At 75.8% G+C, this 18,426-nt stretch carries 15 protein-coding genes and 1 tRNA gene; 11 read left to right on the forward strand and 5 right to left on the reverse strand.

Annotated features, from left to right (window positions below; genetic code table 11):
* The first annotated feature begins 16 nt into the window (after nucleotides 1–16).
* Both ACUW6W_RS04395 and ACUW6W_RS04400 read left to right on the forward strand, forming a co-directional pair.
* Nucleotides 17–1,366, forward strand: coding sequence for a 3-oxoacyl-ACP reductase (locus tag ACUW6W_RS04395; protein ID WP_144819784.1), 1,350 nt, complete (start codon nucleotides 17–19; stop codon nucleotides 1,364–1,366).
* A gap of 2 nt (nucleotides 1,367–1,368) precedes the next feature.
* Nucleotides 1,369–2,262: a MaoC/PaaZ C-terminal domain-containing protein gene (locus ACUW6W_RS04400; protein ID WP_144819790.1), complete on the forward strand. Its 894-nt coding sequence runs from the start codon at nucleotides 1,369–1,371 to the stop codon at nucleotides 2,260–2,262.
* 67 nt (nucleotides 2,263–2,329) lie between these two features.
* Here the strand turns inward: ACUW6W_RS04400 and malQ are convergent, their stop codons facing one another.
* Together malQ and ACUW6W_RS04410 are read right to left on the reverse strand one after the other, a co-directional pair.
* Complete coding sequence (gene malQ, locus ACUW6W_RS04405; RefSeq protein WP_101965456.1) at nucleotides 2,330–5,839, reverse strand: 4-alpha-glucanotransferase; 3,510 nt, start codon at nucleotides 5,837–5,839, stop codon at nucleotides 2,330–2,332.
* Nucleotides 5,840–5,924: 85 nt separating this feature from the next.
* Nucleotides 5,925–6,008, reverse strand: a tRNA-Leu gene (locus tag ACUW6W_RS04410).
* A gap of 116 nt (nucleotides 6,009–6,124) precedes the next feature.
* Between ACUW6W_RS04410 and ACUW6W_RS04415 the strand changes: the two genes are divergently transcribed.
* The gene (locus tag ACUW6W_RS04415) at nucleotides 6,125–7,450 is read left to right on the forward strand and encodes a M20/M25/M40 family metallo-hydrolase (protein ID WP_036384810.1); all 1,326 of its coding nucleotides are present in this window, start codon (nucleotides 6,125–6,127) and stop codon (nucleotides 7,448–7,450) included.
* A gap of 51 nt (nucleotides 7,451–7,501) precedes the next feature.
* Here the strand turns inward: ACUW6W_RS04415 and ACUW6W_RS04420 are convergent, their stop codons facing one another.
* Nucleotides 7,502–7,741 carry a DUF5703 family protein gene (locus ACUW6W_RS04420; RefSeq protein ID WP_036384809.1) on the reverse strand — a complete coding sequence of 80 codons (240 nt, stop codon included), beginning with the start codon at nucleotides 7,739–7,741 and terminating at the stop codon, nucleotides 7,502–7,504.
* A 93-nt stretch (nucleotides 7,742–7,834) separates the two neighbouring features.
* Here ACUW6W_RS04420 and ACUW6W_RS04425 point away from each other — a divergent pair, with 93 nt between their 5' ends.
* From ACUW6W_RS04425 to mshC, 3 genes are all read left to right on the forward strand, one after another.
* Complete coding sequence (locus ACUW6W_RS04425; protein WP_036315190.1) at nucleotides 7,835–8,053, forward strand: hypothetical protein; 219 nt, start codon at nucleotides 7,835–7,837, stop codon at nucleotides 8,051–8,053.
* Nucleotides 8,054–8,122: 69 nt separating this feature from the next.
* Nucleotides 8,123–8,956 (forward strand): undecaprenyl-diphosphate phosphatase, encoded by an 834-nt coding sequence (locus ACUW6W_RS04430; RefSeq protein WP_454179854.1) that lies wholly within the window; start codon nucleotides 8,123–8,125, stop codon nucleotides 8,954–8,956.
* Between the two features lie 64 nt (nucleotides 8,957–9,020).
* Complete coding sequence (gene mshC, locus ACUW6W_RS04435; protein ID WP_454179855.1) at nucleotides 9,021–10,289, forward strand: cysteine--1-D-myo-inosityl 2-amino-2-deoxy-alpha-D-glucopyranoside ligase; 1,269 nt, start codon at nucleotides 9,021–9,023, stop codon at nucleotides 10,287–10,289.
* Nucleotides 10,290–10,311: 22 nt separating this feature from the next.
* Here the strand turns inward: mshC and ACUW6W_RS04440 are convergent, their stop codons facing one another.
* Nucleotides 10,312–11,262, reverse strand: a complete 951-nt coding sequence (locus ACUW6W_RS04440; protein WP_036315178.1) for a proteasome assembly chaperone family protein — start codon at nucleotides 11,260–11,262, stop codon at nucleotides 10,312–10,314.
* A gap of 91 nt (nucleotides 11,263–11,353) precedes the next feature.
* Between ACUW6W_RS04440 and ACUW6W_RS04445 the strand changes: the two genes are divergently transcribed.
* From ACUW6W_RS04445 to dop, 5 genes are read left to right on the forward strand one after another with little or no spacing between them, the layout of a single operon-like run.
* A complete protein-coding gene (locus tag ACUW6W_RS04445; RefSeq protein WP_095695724.1) occupies nucleotides 11,354–12,094 on the forward strand; it encodes an HAD family hydrolase in 741 nt (246 codons plus the stop codon).
* Nucleotides 12,091–13,218: a site-2 protease family protein gene (locus ACUW6W_RS04450; protein WP_095695725.1), complete on the forward strand. Its 1,128-nt coding sequence runs from the start codon at nucleotides 12,091–12,093 to the stop codon at nucleotides 13,216–13,218. The genes ACUW6W_RS04445 and ACUW6W_RS04450 overlap by 4 nt, the downstream gene beginning before the upstream one ends.
* A gap of 16 nt (nucleotides 13,219–13,234) precedes the next feature.
* Nucleotides 13,235–14,299 carry a tRNA (adenine-N1)-methyltransferase gene (locus ACUW6W_RS04455; protein ID WP_095695726.1) on the forward strand — a complete coding sequence of 355 codons (1,065 nt, stop codon included), beginning with the start codon at nucleotides 13,235–13,237 and terminating at the stop codon, nucleotides 14,297–14,299.
* Nucleotides 14,300–16,054: a proteasome ATPase gene (gene arc, locus ACUW6W_RS04460; RefSeq protein WP_061867271.1), complete on the forward strand. Its 1,755-nt coding sequence runs from the start codon at nucleotides 14,300–14,302 to the stop codon at nucleotides 16,052–16,054.
* On the forward strand, nucleotides 16,051–17,778 hold the full coding sequence (gene dop, locus ACUW6W_RS04465) for a depupylase/deamidase Dop (RefSeq protein WP_061873144.1): 1,728 nt from the start codon (nucleotides 16,051–16,053) through the stop codon (nucleotides 17,776–17,778). The genes arc and dop overlap by 4 nt, the downstream gene beginning before the upstream one ends.
* A 15-nt stretch (nucleotides 17,779–17,793) precedes the next feature.
* Here dop and ACUW6W_RS04470 read toward each other — a convergent pair whose 3' ends face one another.
* Nucleotides 17,794–18,387 (reverse strand): cyclodeaminase/cyclohydrolase family protein, encoded by a 594-nt coding sequence (locus ACUW6W_RS04470; protein ID WP_036336873.1) that lies wholly within the window; start codon nucleotides 18,385–18,387, stop codon nucleotides 17,794–17,796.
* Between the last annotated feature and the right edge of the window lie 39 nt (nucleotides 18,388–18,426).

Raw genomic sequence — 18,426 nt, forward strand, 5'->3', positions numbered from 1 at the left:
CCCGAGAGGACCGACCATGACCGACCGTTACGGCACCTTCGTCGCCTCGCCCCTGGGCCGCCGCCTCACCGGCGCCCTGGGCCTGCCTCAGCCCGTCGAGCTGCGCCGGCACACCCCCGGCGACCCCGTGCTGCCCGGCTCCGTTCTCGTCCTGGGCGCGACCCCCGCAGCCGCGGACGCCCGCACCCTCTTGGCCTCGTGGGGCCTCGAGGTCGCCGACGCCCCCCGGGAGGGCGCCCGCCACGCGGCGATCGTCGCGTGCTTCGACGGGGTCGCCACGCCCGCGGACCTCGGCGCGGTGGCGCTGGAGATCGGCGGCGCGCTGCGCTCGCTGGGCTCCTCCTCGCGCGTGGTGACCGTGTTCGAGGACCCCGAGGCCGCCACGGACCCGACCCTGCGCGCCGCCCGCCAGGGCGTGACGGGCCTGACCCGCTCCATCGCGCACGAGATGCGTCGCGGCGGCACGGCCAACGGCCTGGTCCTGGGCGAGGGTGTGCCGCTCACCGCCCCCGGTGCGGCCGGCGCGCTGGCGTTCCTGCTCTCCGGCCGTGCGGCGTACGTCTCCGGCCAGTTCGTGCCCGTCGCCACCGCCGACGGCGCGGTCCCCGCCGACGCGGCGCGCCCGCTGGCCGGCAAGGTGGCCGTGGTCACGGGTGCCGCCCGCGGCATCGGCGCCGCTATCGTTCGGACGCTCGCCCGCGACGGGGCCGTCGTCGTCGGTGTGGACGTCCCGGCGGCGGGCGAGGCGCTGGCCGAGGTTGTGAACGAGGTGGGCGGCACCGCGCTGGCCCTGGACATCACGGCGCCGGACGCCGGCGCCCGCATCCTCGAGCACTGCCGCACCCGGCACGGCCGGATGGACGCGGTGGTGCACAACGCCGGGATCACCCGGGACCGGATGCTGGCCAACATGGACGCCGCACGCTGGGACTCCGTCCTCGCCGTGAACACCACGGCCCAGCTGGCCATGAACGAGGCGTTCCTCGCCGAGGACGCCCGGGACGTGGCGGGTCAGGGGCTGCGCATCGTGGGCCTGGCCTCCATCTCCGGCATCGCGGGCAACCGCGGCCAGACGAACTACGCGGCCTCGAAGGCCGGGGTCATCGGCCTGACCGCGGCGTCCGCCCCGGTCCTCGCGGCCCGCGGGGGCACGATCAACGCGGTGGCCCCGGGCTTCATCGAGACCGAGATGACCGCGAAGATCCCGCTCGCCACGCGCGAGGTGGGCCGGAGGCTCAACTCGCTCCAGCAGGGCGGCCTGCCGCAGGACGTGGCCGAGACGGTGGCCTGGCTCGCCTCGGACGCCGCAGGCGGCACCAACGGGGCCACGCTGCGGGTCTGCGGCCAGTCGAAGCTGGGGGCGTGAGGATGCAGACCACGCAGCTGTCCGCCCCGCCCTCCCTCGCCCGCCTCTACGTCCGGGCCGCCGGGCAGGCCGCCACGGACGCCGTCGTCCGCCGCCGGCGTCCCCGCGAGCTGCCGGACCGTCAGGTGGTCGTGACCGGCCACCGCATCCCGGCCGAGGCCGTGACCGCGTGGCGCGGGGCCGTCGGGTCCGCGGATCCGGCGGACCTGCCCTCGGTCCTGGTGCACACCCAGGTGTTCGGTGCCGCCATGGAGCTGATGGCCGACCCCGAGTTCCCGCTGCCCCTGCCCGGGCTGGTGCACCTGAGCAACACCGTCCTGCACCACCGGCCCGTCCCGGCTGAGACCGCCCTGCGCGTCACCGCGCGTGCGGTGGGTCTCGTCCCGCACCACGCGGGCACCGCGGTGGACGTCGTCGTGACCGTGGAGGGGCCCGGCGACGACGGCGGGGAGGCACTGCTGTGGGAGGGCGTCTCCCGGTACCTCGCCAAGGGCGTCCACCTCTCCGGCCTGCGTCCCGAGCGGCCCGCCCGCCCGGACTTCGTGCCCCCGACGCCGACCGCCCAGTGGCGCTTCGGCACGGGGGCCGGGCGCCGGTACGCGGGCGTCTCCGGGGACTGGAACCCGATCCACCTGACCGGCGTCTCGGCCCGCCTGTTCGGCATGAAGGGCGCGATCGCCCACGGGATGTTCCTGGCCGCCCGGATGCTCGAGGGCCGGGAGCCGGCCGGCGCCGGGTTCCGCTGGCACATCGACTTCGAGGCGCCCGTCGTGCTGCCGACCACCGTGGCCGTCCGCTACGAGCCCGGGCCCGACGGCGGCACGCGCGTGTGCGGCTGGGATGCGCGGCGCCGGCGCCCGCACTTCTCCGGGGAGATCACTCCGCTCGGGTCCTGACGGCCACCGGGCCCGCGCACCGGCCCGCCGAGACTCGCTGTCTCGGCGGGCCGGTGCGTTCGGGCGGTCAGGCGTCCAGCCCGGGCGACCGCCGCGGCACGGCGGTGACGGCCTCGAGCAGCCCGTCCGCGTAGGCCTCCCACGAGTGACCGGCGGCGTGGCGCACGGCGCCGGTCCCCAGTGCCGCCCAGGCGTCACGATCCGCCAGGATCTCGGCCAGGGCATCGGCCCACGCCTCGGGGGTGCCCGCCGTCACGTGGCGGCCGGACACGCCGTCGAGGACCGCGTAGACCAGTCCGCCGACCCGGTGCGCCAGCACGGGCGTGCCGCAGGCCTGTGCCTCGAGGGCGACCAGGCCGTAGGTCTCGGACGCGCTCGGCATCGCCACGACGTCCGCCGCCCGGAACTGGGCGGCCAGGGCGGGCGCGGGCACCGGCCCGGAGAACGTCACCAGGTCGGCGACCCCCTCCCGCGCGGCCAGGCCCGCCAGGTCCAGCTCGTCGTCCCCCGAAGCGGCCCCGTTCACGTGCAGGCGCACCCCCGGGTCGGCGCCCGCGCCACCGGCCCGCTCGCGCAGCACCCCGAGGGCGGCCACGAGCAGGTGCGGGCCCTTGTGCCGCTGCACGCGGCCGGCGAACAGGACGCGCAGGGCCCCGTCGTCCTCCGGGGCGCCCGGCCACTGCGCGGCGCCCTCCGGCGTGAACGTCTCGAGGTCGGCCCCGGGGGGCAGCACCCGGGTGCGGGCGCGGGGCACGTCCAGCAGCTCGCGCAGGTCGGCGACCTCGGCGGCGGAGTTGACCACGAGCAGGTCGGCCCGCTCGGCGACCTCGCGCTCGGCCTCGATCCGCGCGGCCGGCTCGCGCAGCTCGGGGTCCTCGAGCATCTTCGCCGCCGCCGTGGTGTGCATGGTCTGCAGGTACGGGGCGTGCGCCGCCCGCGCCAGCGCCGCGGCGGTGGACCCGGAGAGCCAGTAGTGGCCGTGCACGAACGCGACGGGCGGGGCGTCCGCGCCACCGAGGACGGGACCGCCCGGCACGGCGTCCGAGGCGAGCCAGTCCAGGGCCGCGCGGGTGAACTCGGCGCCGAGTCCCGCCAGCTCCTCCTTGGGCACGGGAGCGGACGGCCCGGCGGCGAGGTCCACGACCGTGACCGGCGGGGCCTGCCCGCCGGCGTCCAGCATCCGGACCCGTGCGCCATCCGCTCCCACCGGCTCCTCCGCCCGGGTCAGCAGGATCATCCGCACGCCCCGGCGGGCCAGGGCCACGGCGGCCTGCCGCACGTAGACGTTCATGCCGCCGGCGTCGCCGCGGCCGGGCTGGGCCAGGGGGGAGGTGTGCAGGCTGACCCCGATCCCCACCGGCACGGACGCCCGCAGTTCGGCGTCCACGGCGTCGAACAGCCGGGCCGCCGACGCCGAGTCCGCCAGGTCCTCGACGGAGACCATCCGTCCGGCGCCGTCGCCGAGCGGCACAGTCCAGTTCGGGTACTGGTCCTGGAGGGTGCCGGGCTGGTTCTGGATGCGCCGCTCGCCCACGGCGTCCACGAGCGCCACGCTGTGCAGGGCCGAGGGCGCCTGCGCGAGCAGGCGGTGCAGGGCCACGATCTGGCGTTCGCGCACCTCGGGGCCGGCGTCGGGGACGTCCACGTCCGCCTCGGCGAGCAGCCCGCGCCGGGCCGCGGCGGCGAGGAACGCGCGCACCTCCTCCGCCGACCGGCGGCGTTCCTGGGCGACGTCCACGGTGTAGAGGCCCAGCCGTTCGCGCAGGTCCACCTGGACGCCCTCGAGGTAACCGGCCGTGGGCGGCAGGTCGTGCGTGTTCACCGCCGCCATGGCCAGCCGCCGGTAGCGCTCCGGCGGGGTGGGCTCGCCGTCCTCCTGTTCGAACCACAGGATCGACGTGCCGAGCACGCCGGCCTCGGCCAGGCGGCGCTGCACCCACGGCTCGAACGTGCCGAGGTCCTCGCCCACCACGACGACGCCGGCCCGCTCGGCCTCGAGCGTGAGCACGGCGAGCATCGCCTCGTGGTCGTATTCGACGTACGCGCCCTGGGTGGCACCGGCGCCCTCCGGGATCCACCACAGGCGGAACAGCCCCAGGACGTGGTCCATCCGGATGCCGCCCGCGCCGCGCAGCACGGTGCGCAGCATGTCCCGGAACGCGGCGTAGCCGGTCTCGGCCAGGCGGCGCGGATGCCAGGGGTGCTGCGACCAGTCCTGGCCCAGCTGGTTGAACAGCTCGGGCGGCGCGCCGACGGACATGGTCGGCACCAGCACGTCCCCGAGCATCCACGCGTCCGCGGTCTCGCGGGTCGCCCCGACTGCCAGGTCCACCATGACGCCCATGCGCATGCCGGCCGCCCGGGCCCGCTCCTGCACGCCGGCGAGCTGCTCGGCGGCGATCCACTGCACCCAGCGGTGCAGGTCGACGTCGGTCGCGCGTTCGACGCGGACCCGCTCCGCCTCGACCCCGCCCGGCGCCCAGGCCGGGTCGGCGAGATCGGGTCCGGTGCCGTCGCCGTCCAGCCGCAGGACGGACCAGAGGGCGAAGTCGTCCAGGCCCGGGCCGGCCTCGGCGCGGAACCGTGCGTAGGCGGCCTCGCGCTCGGGGGAGCGGGGCACCTCGTGCACGCGGCGCAGCGCGGGCCACAGGACGGCGGCGACGGCGGCCCGATCGATCCGGCCGGTGCGCTCCAGCTCCGCCTGGACGCGGGCGCCGGCCGACCGCAGCTCCGCCTGCTCCGCGGCGGGCAGGTCGGCGAACTCGGGGATCGAGGGCACGTGCACGACCAGCGCCGAGAGGAACCGACGGGAGACGGGGGAGTAGGGGGAGTCCGCCGGATGGGGGCCGGGCTCGATCGCGTGCAGGGGGTGCAGCAGCAGGAAGTCGGCACCGTGCCGGGCGACGATCTCGGCCAGGGACGCCATGTCCGCCGCGTCGCCGATGCCCCACGAGTCCGCCGAGGTCACCGAGTAGCCCTGCGCGGCCGCGCCCCAGCCGCGGCGCTCGAGGAAGGGACGCGCCGTGCTCAGCCGGGTCGGGGCGCAGACCAGGACCGCGGAGGCGGTGGAGCCGGAGCCGCTGGTCACCTCCAGCCGGTGCCAGCCCGGGGCGAGGTCGGCGGGGATCTGAACGTGGACGCGCTCGCGTTCGACGCCGTCCACGAGGCGGACCTCGGACACCGGCTCGCTCACGCTCACCTCGAGGGTCCGCCCGTCCTCCGTGCGCACGCGGGCCACGACCGGCTCGCCCGCGGCCACGTGGCACGGCACGGACAGGCGGTGGCCGGACCGGGCGGCCACGGTGGGCGGGAGCACGTCCCGCCAGGGGGCCGTCTCCGCCTCCTCCAGCGCCTCGGCCAGAGCGGCGACCCCGTCCGGACGGACCGACACCCCGAGGGCGGCGAGCACCTTCACGAGGGCCTCGTCCGGCACGGTCTGGGCCGAGCCGTCCTGCCCGACGTACTCGGGCTGCACCCCGTGGGCTCGCGCGAGCCGGTGCAGCAGTGCGGGGGCTTCCAGGGCCATCAGGTCCTCCATGCCGTCGTGCGGTTCCACCGACGGCGCCTGCCGTCGCACAGACACCACTCTAGAGGGGACGCCGGTCCGGGGAACACGCAGGGCCCCGGTCGTGACGACCGGGGCCCTGCTGCTCGACGAGCGGTGCGCGAGGGGGGACTTGAACCCCCACGTCCTTGCGGACACAGCGACCTCAACGCTGCGCGTCTACCAATTCCGCCACTCGCGCTCATCGGTGGAGCTCTGGGAGAGGCTCCGTCGCCCACCGCGTTCCGGTCCTGTCCGGTCCGTCCCGCTCCGGGCAACTCGAGAAAGATAGCACGGGTTCGGGCTAGGCTCAAAACCATGGTCGAGAACATCGAGAACCCCGCCCGCTCGCGCCCCGAGGACCGCGTCGTGGAGATCTGCCGCGACCTCATCCGGATCGACACCACCAACCGCGGGGGCAACGTCTCCGTCGGTGAGCCTGAGGCCGCGGAGTACTGCGCCCGGCTCATGACCGAGGCGGGGATGACCCCCCGCTTCTTCGAGTCGGCGCCGGGCCGGGTCTCCGTCGTCGGGCACCTGCCGGGCTGGGATCCGGAGGCGCCGGGGCTCGTCATCCACGGGCACACGGACGTGGTCCCCGCCGAGGCGGACGAGTGGAGCGTGGACCCGTTCGGCGCCGAGCTCAAGGACGGCATGATCTGGGGGCGCGGCGCCGTGGACATGAAGGGCATGGACGCCATGGTGCTCGCGGTGCTGCTGCACCTGGCCCGCACGGGCCGCCGGCCGCGGCGACCCCTGACGGTCGCGTTCTTCGCCGACGAGGAGGCCGGCGGCGTCTACGGCGCACGCTGGGTCGTGGACCATCACCCCGAGGTGTTCGACGGGTGCACCGAGGCGATCTCCGAGGTGGGGGGCTTCTCCACCGAGGTGCACGGCTCGCGCGCCTACCTCGTGCAGACCGCGGAGAAGGGGCTCGCCTGGCTCAACCTCACCGCGGAGGGCGCCCCCGGGCACGGCTCGGCCCCGCACCCGGACAACGCGGTCACCCGGCTGGCCGGCGCCATGACCCGCATCGGCGGGCACGAGTGGCCGCTCGTGTACACCAAGACCACGCGCGCGCTGCTCGAACAGGTGGCCGAGATCATGGGCGTGGACTTCGACGAGACGGACCCGACGCCGCAGCTCGACGCGCTCGGGCAGGCCCGTTCCTGGGTGGCCGGCACCCTGCGCACCTCGTCCAACCCGACGGGGCTGACCGCCGGCTACAAGCACAACGTCATCCCGTCCTCGGCCACCGGCACCGTGGACGTGCGCCTGATCCCCGGGGAGGAGGAGTCCGCCCTCGCCACGATCGCCGAGCTCGCCGGTCCCGACGTGACCATCGCACCCGAGCACCGGGACGTCGCCCTGGAGACCCCCTTCTCCGGGGACCTGGTGGAGCTGATGATCGCCTCGCTGCAGGCGGAGGACCCCGAGGCCCAGGTGCTGCCGTTCATGCTCGGCGGGGGCACGGACAACAAGTCCCTCTCCCGGCTGGGCATCACCGGCTACGGCTTCGCGCCCATGCGCCTGCCCGCCGACCTGGCCTTCACGTCCCTGTTCCACGGCATCGACGAGCGGGTGCCCGTGGACGCGCTCGAGTTCGGCTGCCGGGTGCTCGAGCGGATGCTGGAGCCGCGCTGATCCGGGCCGCGGGCGCGACGACGGCCGGGGCGCCGTCGTCGCGCCCGCGCCTCAGACCGTCTGCAGGGTCGAGGCCACGCGCATCACCCGGCGGCGCATCCAGTAGCGGCGCGCCCCGTCACGGTAGTGCACGGAGCGCTGCAGCTCCCATTGGCCGTACTCCGCGTGCTCCACGAGGCGCCGCCGGGCGTCGGCGAGGGACTCGTGGGCGGCGACCGTCATCACCAGGTACTCCCACTTCTGTCCGCGGGAGATCGCGTCAAGGGTCGAGGACATCAGCTGTTCACGCACCCGCCCATCCTGGCAGACGACGTCGGGTCCGGCGGCCGGTCCCGCACGGCCCACCCCTGGCCGCGTCACCGGCCACCGGGTTACCGTTCACCCATGAGCTCTGACGCCCGCATGGCCCTCGAGGCCCTCACCACCGCCCTGAACGAACACCTCGTGGCCGCGCAGAACAAGCGGGGCGAGGACGACCCCGCCGTCGAAGCCGCCTTCTTCGCCGTGGCCGACGCCTTCGAGGCCTACGAGGACGCCCTGTACGCGGACACCGAGGAGGTCACCCCGCTCGACCTCTTCGACGACGAGGACGACGACGACTGACCGTCCTGCTCGTGACGGACCGCACGGCCCCGGGTTCCCACCCGGGGCCGTGGCGTACAGTGACCCTCCGTGACGTGGATCGAAGCCATCATCCTGGGCCTGGTGCAGGGCCTCACGGAGTTCCTGCCCATCTCCTCCTCCGCCCACATCCGCATCGTGGGCGAGTTCCTGCCCTCCGCGACCGACCCGGGGGCGGCCTTCACGGCCATCACGCAGCTCGGCACGGAGCTGGCGGTCCTCATCTACTTCTGGCGCGACATCACCCGCATCATCGGCCGGTGGTGCGCCGCGGTCACGGGGCGGATCCCGCACTCGGACCCCGATGCGCGCATGGGCTGGCTGATCATCGTGGGCTCGATCCCGATCGCGGTCCTGGGTCTGCTGCTGCAGGACTGGATCGACACGGAGTTCCGGTCGCTGTGGATCACGGCGACCATGCTCATCGTGTTCGGCGTCCTGCTCGCCCTGGCGGACCGGCTCGGCCGTCAGACCAAGCCGCTCGAGAAGCTCACCGTGCGGGACGGCGTCCTCTACGGCCTGGCCCAGGCCCTCGCGCTGATCCCGGGCGTCTCGCGCTCCGGCGGCACCATCGCGGCCGGCCTGGCCATGGGCTACACCCGGCCCGCCGCCACCCGCTACGCGTTCCTGCTGGCGGTGCCCGCCGTGTTCGCCTCCGGCCTGTACAAGCTGTACACCTCGCTCACCGATCCCGGCACGCAGGGCCCGTACGGCATGGGGGAGACGCTGGTCGCGACCGCGATCGCCTTCGTGGTGGCCTACGCGGTCATCGCCTGGCTCATGCGCTTCATCAGCACCAACTCGTACCTGCCGTTCGTCTGGTACCGCATCCTCCTGGGCGGCGTCCTGTTCGCCCTGCTGGGCGCGGGCGTCATCAGCGCCTGAGCCCGCTCCCGCCGCCGGGCATGAGGGCCCGGCACCGCCGAACCACCCCGATCTGAGGAGTCCCGTGAAGTCCTGGAGCACCCCCGCCCCGCCCGCCGTGCCGAGCCGCCCCGACCGGCTGCGGCTGCACGACACCGCCACGGGACGGACCCGGCATCCGGGCAACGATGCCCAGCGCGCCTCGCTGTACGTCTGCGGGATCACCCCGTACGACGCGACGCATCTCGGCCACGCGAGCACCTATGTGGCCTTCGACCTGCTGCACCGCTACTGGCGCGCGGCCGGTCTCGAGGTCGCCTACGTCCAGAACGTGACCGACGTGGACGACCCCCTGCTCGAGCGGGCCGAGGCGACCGGCGTCGACTGGCGCGCGCTCGCCGAGGAGCAGACCGACCTGTTCCGTGCGGACATGGCCGCCCTCGAGGTGCTCGCCCCGGGCCACTACGTCGGCGCGACCGAGGCGGTGGGCCTGGTGGTCGACGCCGTCGAGACGATGCTGGCGGCAGGCCGGGCCTACCGCGTGCCGGGCGGCGACGGCGAGCCCGACGGGGACGTCTACTTCGACGCCCGCGCGGCCCAGTCCGCGACCGACTGGCGCCTCGGGCAGGTCTCCGCGATGGGCCTGGACGAGATGGCCGCGGTGTTCCCGGAGCGGGGAGGCGATCCCGACCGCCCCGGCAAGCGCGACCCGCTGGACCCGCTGCTGTGGCGCGTGCACCGCGAGGGGGAGCCTGCCTGGGACGGTCGGTCGCTCGGCTCCGGTCGGCCCGGCTGGCACATCGAGTGCTCCGTGATCTCCCGGGCCCACCTGCCGGCGCCGTTCACGGTGCAGGGCGGCGGCTCCGACCTGCGGTTCCCGCACCACGAGTTCTCCGCCGCGCACGCCACCGCCGTCGACGGCCTGCCGCTCGCGCACACCTACGCGCACACCGGCATGGTGGCCCTGGACGGCGAGAAGATGTCCAAGTCCCTCGGCAACCTCGAACTCGTCTCCCGCCTGCGGGCGCGGGGCGTCGAGCCGGTGGCCGTCCGCGCGGCGATCCTCGCGCACCACTACCGGTCGGACTGGGAGTGGTCCGAGCAGGTGCTGGCCGACGCCCAGGCGCGGGTGGCCCGCTGGCGCGCCGCCCTGGACGGACCGCATGCCGCCGCCGGCGTCGCCGTGCTGGACGCCGTGCACGCGGCGCTCTCGGACGACCTGGACGCCCCCCGCGCGCTGGAGGCCCTCGACGCATGGGCGGCCGGCACCCTGCCGGGCCTGGTCGAGGCCGCCGCCGACCCGGTGCCGGTGGTCGACGTCGTGGCGGCACTGCTGGGTCTGCGCCTGCGCTGACCCCGCCGGGCGCGGCCGGGCGTCAGCGTCCGCCGCGCCCGCGCAGGTAGCGCTCGAACTCCCGCGCGATCGACTCGCCCGAGGCCTCCGGCAGCTGCTGGGTGTCCTGGGCCTCCTCGAGCTGCCGGACGTAGGCGGCGACGTCGGGGTCCTCGGCGGCCAGCTCGTCCACGCCGCGCTGCCAGGCCCTCGCATCGTCCTCGAGCCCGCGCGTGGACACGCTCACGTGCAGCAGGTCCTCGACCGCCTCGACCAGCCCGAGCAGCGTCTTGGGGGAGGGCGCCTGCGCCACGTAGTGGGGCACCGTCCCCCACAGCGAGAGGCTCGGCAGGCCGCGGCGCGCGGCCTCGTCCGCGATGACGCCGATGATCCCGGTGGGCCCCTCGTAGACCGGACGGTCCGCACCGACGGCCACCCGGACGTCCACGAGCGGCGAGGTCGGGCGGGCGCGCAGGGGCCGGGTGTGGGGCACGTCCGCCAGCAGCGCGCCCAGCGTCACGACGGCGTCCACGTCACGCGCGTCGGCCGCCGTGAACAGCTCCTCGAGGAACGCGCGCCACCGCACGTTCGGCTCCACGCCGACGGCGAGGAGCACACGCACCCCGTCCGGCGGGGCAGCCTCGCCCGCGACGGGCCGACCCTCACGGTCCAGGAGCGCCTCGTGCAGGGTGACCGCCGGCCAGTCCAGCGTCCCCAGCCCGTCGGCGTCGCGCCGGACCAGGGGTCGAGTGACCTGGTAGTCGTAGAACTCGCCGTCGCACACCCGTCCCGCGTCCGCCGCGTCCCACTGCTCCCGCAGCGCGCCCAGGGCCCCGGTCGCGGCCTCCCCGGCGTCGTTCCACCCCTCGAAGGCCAGCAACAGGACCGTGGGGGCCCGCCGCCCGGCCTCGAGCTCGTCCACGGTCGCCGTCAGGTGGGTCCGCAGCGGGCCCAGGACGTCGTCCGGCTGGTCCTCGGAGGTAGCGTCGGTCATGGCGGCCAGCCTAGACACGGCCCGACGACGGGGCCACGGCCCGCGACCCGCCCCGCACACCCCGGCGGCGGCGCTCGATAGGATGCACTCCATGCCCCGCCACCCCGCGCCCGCCCCGGACGACCGTGCCCGCCGCCTGCCACGCGCCGTCCTGTGGGACATGGACGGCACCCTCGTGGACACGGAGCCCCTGTGGAACGCCGTCCAGCGCCGCCTGGTGGTCGAGCACGGCGGCACCTGGTCGGATGACCTGGCCGCCTCCCTCGTGGGACGCCCCCTCGACGAGGGAGCGCGCCGCCTGCAGGAGGCCGGGCTGGACCTGCCCGTGCAGCGGATCATCGACCTGACGATGGACGAGGTCGTCCAGGGGGTCGTCCGTGGGGTGCCATGGCGGCCGGGTGCCCGGGAGCTGCTCGTCGCGCTCGCCGAGGCCGGCGTGCCGGGCGCCCTCGTGACGATGTCCCATGCCCCACTGGCCCGCGCACTGGCCGAGCGGGCGCCGGCGGGCACGCTGGACGTCGTCGTCTCGGGGGACATGGTCTCCCGGGGCAAGCCCGACCCGGAGGCGTACCGGCTGGGCCTGCAGCTGCTGGCCGAGCGGACACCGGGGCTGACGGCCGCCGACTGTGTGGCGGTCGAGGACTCCCCGGTGGGCGTCGGCGCGGCCGTGGCCGCGGGCCTGCCGACGGTCGGCGTGCCCAGCGTGCTGCCGCTGCCGGCGGGGCTCGCGACCGTCGAGTGGACGACGCTTGCCGGCCGCACGCCGGCCGACCTCGCCGCGGTCCGTCGGATCGCCGCCGCGCGCGGGCCCGGGGCGGACGGGGCCGGATGAGCGGGCCCGCCTCCGTCCGGCTGGGCACGATCGCCGGCGCGCCGGTGCGCCTGTCCTGGTCCTGGCTCCTGATCGCAGCGGCCATCACCCTCGCGTTCGGCCCGCAGATCCAGCGCGCGCTGCCCTCGATCGGCGGCGGCGCCTACGGGGTGGCCCTGGGGTACGCCGTGCTCCTGGCGCTCTCCGTCCTGGTCCACGAGGCCGCCCACGCCCTCACCGGCCGCGCCTTCGGCCAGCGCACCGAGGAGATCGCGCTCACCCTGTGGGGCGGGCACACCCAGTTCCGCAGCCCGTCCGCCCGACCGCTGGACACGGTGCTCACCGCGATGGCCGGCCCCGCCGCGAACCTCGTGCTCGCGGGCCTCGCCCACCTGGCGGCCCGCGCCGTGGCCGGCCCGTCCGTCCCCGCCCTGCTGCTCGAGGTCACGGTGTGGGCCAACCTCCTCCTGGCCGCGTTCAACGCGCTGCCGGGCACCCCGCTCGACGGCGGCCGCATGGTCGAGTCCGCCGTCTGGGCCGCCACCGGCTCCCGGGCCCGTGGCGTCGAGGCGGCCGGCTGGGCCGGGCGCGTCGTCGCGGTGGGCGTCCTCGCGGCGGTGCTCGGCCCCCCGACCCTCGCAGGCCGCGCGCCGGACCTGTTCGTCGTCGTCCTGGCGGCCTGGGTCGCCCTCACGCTGTGGCGGGGCGCGGACGACGCCGTGCGCCACGGGCGCTGGAGCCGCCGGCTGGAGACCCTGCGGCTCGAGCAGGTCGAGGCGCCCGCCATCGCCCTGCCCGAGCACCTCAGCGTCGCCGAGGCCCTGGCCCAGGCGGACGGCGGCCGCCGCGCCGTCGTGGCCGTGGACGGGGCCGGTCGGCCCCGCGGCGTGCTGGACCTCACGGCCGCGGCGGGCCTGACCCCGGCGCGCCGCACGACCATCGCCCTGGCCGCGGTCGCCGTCGCGCTGGCCCCGGAGGCCGTGCTCGTCCGCGACGACGTCCCCGCCGCCGGTCCCGGCCTGGCCGCCCGCCTGGCCGACCCCCAGACCCCCGTGTGGGTGCTGACCGACGCGCACGGCCTCGTGCGCTCCGTGGTGCCCCGCGAGACGATCCTCGCCGCCGTCGACGCGACGCGGCGTCCCTGAACCGAAGGAGCCCCCCATGACCGAACCCACCGGCGTGAGCGCGCGCCGCGGCCCCCTGCGGGCCGGCCAGCGCGTGCAGATCAAGGACGCGAAGGGCCGCCTCAACACGATCACCCTGCTGCCCGGCGGGGAGTTCCACAGCTACCAGGGCGTGCTGCGGCACGACGACCTGATCGGCGGCTTCGAGGGCGTCGTGGTCGAGAACTCGGCCGGCCAGCCGTACCAGGTGCTGCGCCCCCTGCTGAACGACTTCGTCCTGTCCATGCCCCGCAGCGCCACGGTGGTCTACCCGAAGGACGCGGCGCAGATCGTGCAGCAGGCGGACATCTTCCCGGGCGCCGTCGTGGTCGAGGCCGGCGTGGGCTCCGGCGCCCTGTCCATGTCCCTGCTGCGCGCCGTGGGCGACCACGGTCGCCTGCACTCCTACGAGCGCCGCCCGGAGTTCGCGGACGTCGCCCGGGCCAATGTGGAGGCCTTCTTCGGCGCCGAGCACCCCGCCTGGTCGGTGCACCTCGGCGACGCGCAGGAGGAGATGCCCAAGGTCCACGAGCCGGGCTCCGTGGACCGGGTGGTCCTGGACATGCTGGCCCCCTGGGAATGCCTCGACGCCGTCGCCGAGGTCCTGGCCCCCGGCGGTGTGTGGCTGAACTACGTGGCCACCGCCACCCAGCTCTCCCGCGTGGCCGAGGCCATCCGGGACTCGGGCCGCTTCACGCAGGTCGAGGCCAACGAGACCCTCGTGCGCGGCTGGCACCTGGACGGGCTCGCCGTGCGCCCCGACCACCGCATGGTCGCGCACACCGGCTTCCTCCTCACGGCCCGCCGCCTGGCCTCGGGCGAGGAGGCGCTGCGCCTGAAGAAGCGCTCCAAGGTCTCCGAGTTCAGAGCCGAGGACGTCGAGGCCTGGCAGCCGGCCGACGAGGCCCGGTGGACGCCCGAGGCCCTCGGCGAACGGCCGATCACAGACAAGAAGGCGCGCAAGGCGGCGAAGGAGGCCCGCCTCATGGCCGCGCGGTCACGCGCCGCCGAGCAGGGCGTGGACGCGTACGGTGGGAGGACCCCGACCGGGGAGCAGGACTGAGTGGACGGAGCACCGGTGGACCACCACGCGCAATCAGGCACGGAGCACGCCGAGCAGCGCCTCGCCGAGGCGCGGGAGCTGCTGCGGCAATCCCAGGCCGAGGCCGAACGGCTGCGGCACCAGCTGCAGTCCGCCCAGCGGCACGCCGCCGGCCTGAGCGAACGCCGTCGGGCGGCCGAGGCCCAGACGCAGACGGCCGCCCGCAACAACCGGCGCATGGTCGAGCTGCTCGAGGCCACGCGCGCCGAGATCACGACGCTCAAGGAGAACCTGGACGCCGTCACGCATCCGCCGTTCACCTTCGCCACCCTCGAGGCCGTCCACGCCCCGCGCGAGCCCGAGGAGGGCGTGGAGACCGGCGCCGTGGTGCGCGGGGGAGCGGACGTCGTGCAGAACGGCCGGCGGCTGCGCGTGACGGTCTCCCCGCTGCTCGACGCCGCCCGCCTCACCCCCGGCGCCCAGGTGCTGCTGGACGAGTCCAGCTCGATCGTCGGCGTCGCCCCGGGCACGGGGTCGGGTCAGCTGCTGCGCGTCAAGGAGGCGCTGCCCGACGGCGGCCTCGTCCTGGCCGGCACGGCGGACGAGGAGCGCGTGGTGCGGCGCGCGCCCGCGCTGGAGGGCGTCGACCTGCGCCACGGGGACGCCGTCACCGTGGACGCCCGCGTCGAATGGGCGCTGCGGCGGGTCGAGCTGTCCGAGGTGGACGAGGTGCTGCTGGAAGAGGTCCCGGACGTCACGTTCGAGGACATCGGCGGCCTCGGCCCGCAGATCGACCGGATCCGCGAGGCCGTCGAGATCCCGTTCCTGCACCCCGAGGTCTACCGCGAGCACGGCCTGCGCGCCCCCAAGGGGATCATGCTGTACGGCCCGCCCGGCACCGGCAAGACCATGCTCGCCAAGGCCGTGGCCAACGCCCTCTCGGCCCGCAGCGCGGACGGCGAGCGCTCGTTCTTCCTCAACGTCAAGGGACCCGAGCTGCTGAACAAGTACGTGGGCGAGACCGAGCGGCAGATCCGCGTCATCTTCGACCGGGCCCGCGAGAAGGCCGACGCCGGCTTCCCCGTGGTCATCTTCTTCGACGAGATGGAGTCGCTGTTCCGCACGCGCGGCTCCGGCGTCTCCTCGGACGTGGAGACCACGATCGTCCCGCAGCTGCTCACCGAGATCGACGGCGTCGAGGCCCTCGAGAACGTGATCGTCATCGGCGCCTCCAACCGCGAGGACATGATCGACCCGGCCGTGCTCCGCCCCGGCCGACTGGACGTGAAGATCCGCGTGGACCGTCCCGACGCCGACGGCGCCGCGGAGATCATGGCCAAGCACCTCACCGTAGACGTGCCCCTGCACGCCGACGACGTCGTCGCGGCCGGCTCCGCGGACGCGGCCCGCGCGACGCTCATCGCCCGGACGGTCGCCGCCCTCTACGACCGCGGCGCGGACACCGCGCTGGCGGAGCTGACGGACGTGTCCGGCACGACCCACGCCCTGCACCTGGCCGACCTCGTCTCGGGCGCCGTGGTGGCCGACGTCGTGGACCGCGCCAAGCGGCACGCGGTGCGCGACTACCTGGCCGCCGGCCAGGCCCCGGCCGCGCTCGGCGTCCGCGAGGGCCACCTGCGCGAGGCCGTGGCCGCGGTGCTGGAGGACCAGACGGACCTGCTGGCCACGGTCGCGCCCGCCGAGTGGGCGCGCACCTCCGGCTGGCGCGGTCCTCGGCTGCGCTCGCTGCGCATGGTCCGGGGGGTCGGGGCATGAGCGCGTTCGGCCGCGGGGCCGCGGACGGCTTCACCCGGGCCGTCGCCGTCGACGTCGGCCCGACCCCCGCCTTCGAGGGCCAGCGCCGGCTGTTCCACGGCGCGGCCGTGCCCCCGAACGGGCGGGACGCCGCCGGCTGGGGCGTGCACCGGGTGATGGGCACGGAGACCGAGTTCGGCATCCACGCGCCGGCCAACCCGGGGGCGCACCACAGCGTGCTCTCGGTCGAGCTCGTGAACGCGTACGCGGACCTGGTCACCCGGTCCGGCTCGACGGTGGCCGGCACGGAGTGGGACTACACGGGGGAGTCGCCGCTCGTGGACGCGCGCGGCTGGCGGCTGCCTCGTTCGGCGGCGCATCCCTCGCAGCTGACCGACGAGGCGCTCGTGGGCCCGGACGGGGAGCCCGTGCACCTGCTGCTGTCCACCGTGCTGGCCAACGGCGCGCGCTGGTACGTGGACCACGCCCACCCGGAGTACTCGTCGCCGGAGACGACCACCCCGCGGGATGCCATGGTCTGGGACGCCGCCGGGGACCTGGTCGCCCAGGCGGCGGCCGAGCACATCGGCCAGGCCGACGGCGCCCCGGAGGTGCTGGTCTACAAGAACAACGTGGACGGCAAGGGCCAGTCCTACGGCGCGCACGAGAACTACCTCGTGGCCCGGTCCCTCGACTTCGAGGAGCTCACCGCCGTCCTGCTGCCGTTCTTCGCGGCACGGCAGGTGCTCGTGGGCGCGGGCCGCGTGGGACTCGGCCCGGCGGGGGAGCGGCCGGGCTTCCAGCTGTCCCAGCGGGCCGACTACTTCGAGGAGCCCGTGGGGCTGGAGACCACGATCCACCGGCCGATCGTCAACACGCGGGATGAGCCGCACGCCCGTCCCGAGGCCTACCGCCGGCTCCACGTGATCATCGGCGACGCGACGCTGAGCCAGCACGCCACGTGGCTGCGGATGGGCATGACCGCGCTCGTCCTCGCGATGGCCGAGGCCGGGACCGCGCCCCGGCTCACCCTGGACGACCCGGTGGCCGCGTTGCAGACGATCAGCCACGACCCGGGCCTGCGGGCCACGGTGCCGCTGCTCGAACGCACCGCGGACGGCCCCGTGCGCCGGCACTGGACCGGGCTGCAGATCCTGCGGTCCTACCTGGACGCGGCCCGCGCCCACTGCGCCGCCTTCGGGGTGACGGATCCGCAGACGCGCGAGGTGCTGGAGGCCTGGGCCATCGACCTCGACGACGCCACCGCGGATCCGCTGTCCCTGAGCGACCGTGCCGACTGGGCGGCCAAGCTGCGCGTCCTCGAGGGCCTGCGGGCCCGCACGGGCGCGGACTGGACCGACCCCCGCCTCGCGATGGTGGACCTGCAGTACGCCGACCTGCGCCCGGCCCGCTCCCTGCACCGCCGCCTCGTGGCCGCCGGCGCCCTCCGGACGCTCGCCGACGAGGCGGAGATCCGTGCCGCCGTCGCCACGCCGCCGCGGGCCACCCGCGCGTGGACCCGCGGCAACCTCGTGGGCCGCCACGGTGACCGCGTGGCCGGCGCCGCGTGGGAGACGCTGCTGCTGCGCGGGGCGGGGGAGCGGGTGCACCGGCTGCACCTGGCCGAGCCGCTGGTCGGCGCCGCCGTGGACCTGCCCGGCTGGTGGGAGGACGCCGCCGCGCCCCGGCCCGACGACGAGGCGCTCGTGGCCACGCTGCCGCCGCTGTTCGGCGCGCGGGCCTGAGGCGAGGGCGGGCGCTCAGCCCGTGACGGCCGCGCGCACGCGGCCCAGCAGGGCGTCCGCCCGCGCGACGAGACGGTCCGCCCGGTCGACGTCGGTGCGCACGATGCCCTCCAGGCCCTCGTCGCGGAGGGGGCCCAGGTTGGTCTCGAGGGTCACCGCGGCGGCGGTGAGGCCGCCCCGGACGCAGCCGAGCGCCGCACCGACGTCGGAGAGCACGTTCGGGTTCGCCGCGTCCAGCACACGCTCGGCCAGGTCCAGCGCACGCTCGGCGACGTCGACGATCCCGCGGGGCGGCTGGACGGCCTCGGCCAGGGCGGCCTGGATCGCGGCCGAGCGCCGGGCCCGGTCCTCCAGGGTGTCGCGGGGCAGCCCGAACGCCTCGGCCACGGCGCCGAAGCCCCGCTCGTCGCCGTCGGCGAGGCCGAGGCACGCCGCGATCAGGCCCTCCGATGCCCGGGCGTCCTCCTCGGCCGCGCTGAACCGGGCCGCCATGGCCAGCAGTCCGGCGCCCTCGGCGACCGCGAGCGCGCCCGTCGCGCCGCCGCCGGGGGTGGGCTCGCCGGAGGCGAGGCGCCCCAGATAGCTCTCGATGCTCTCGTCGCGGATCATGCCCCCACGGTGCCAGACCGGGCCCGACCGTGGCCCGCC

This window comes from Micrococcus sp. 093350064-1 (assembly GCF_053627955.1).

Excerpts from the sequence above, each read along its gene's own strand:
- ACUW6W_RS04395 (WP_144819784.1), top strand. The coding sequence starts at position 17 with ATGACCGACCGTTACGGCACCTTCGTCGCCTCGCCCCTGGGCCGCCGC.
- ACUW6W_RS04400 (WP_144819790.1), top strand. The coding sequence starts at position 1,369 with ATGCAGACCACGCAGCTGTCCGCCCCGCCCTCCCTCGCCCGCCTCTAC.
- ACUW6W_RS04415 (WP_036384810.1), top strand. The coding sequence starts at position 6,125 with ATGGTCGAGAACATCGAGAACCCCGCCCGCTCGCGCCCCGAGGACCGC.
- ACUW6W_RS04425 (WP_036315190.1), top strand. The coding sequence starts at position 7,835 with ATGAGCTCTGACGCCCGCATGGCCCTCGAGGCCCTCACCACCGCCCTG.
- ACUW6W_RS04440 (WP_036315178.1), bottom strand. The coding sequence starts at position 11,262 with ATGACCGACGCTACCTCCGAGGACCAGCCGGACGACGTCCTGGGCCCG.
- ACUW6W_RS04445 (WP_095695724.1), top strand. The coding sequence starts at position 11,354 with ATGCCCCGCCACCCCGCGCCCGCCCCGGACGACCGTGCCCGCCGCCTG.
- ACUW6W_RS04450 (WP_095695725.1), top strand. The coding sequence starts at position 12,091 with ATGAGCGGGCCCGCCTCCGTCCGGCTGGGCACGATCGCCGGCGCGCCG.
- ACUW6W_RS04455 (WP_095695726.1), top strand. The coding sequence starts at position 13,235 with ATGACCGAACCCACCGGCGTGAGCGCGCGCCGCGGCCCCCTGCGGGCC.
- dop (WP_061873144.1), top strand. The coding sequence starts at position 16,051 with ATGAGCGCGTTCGGCCGCGGGGCCGCGGACGGCTTCACCCGGGCCGTC.
- ACUW6W_RS04470 (WP_036336873.1), bottom strand. The coding sequence starts at position 18,387 with ATGATCCGCGACGAGAGCATCGAGAGCTATCTGGGGCGCCTCGCCTCC.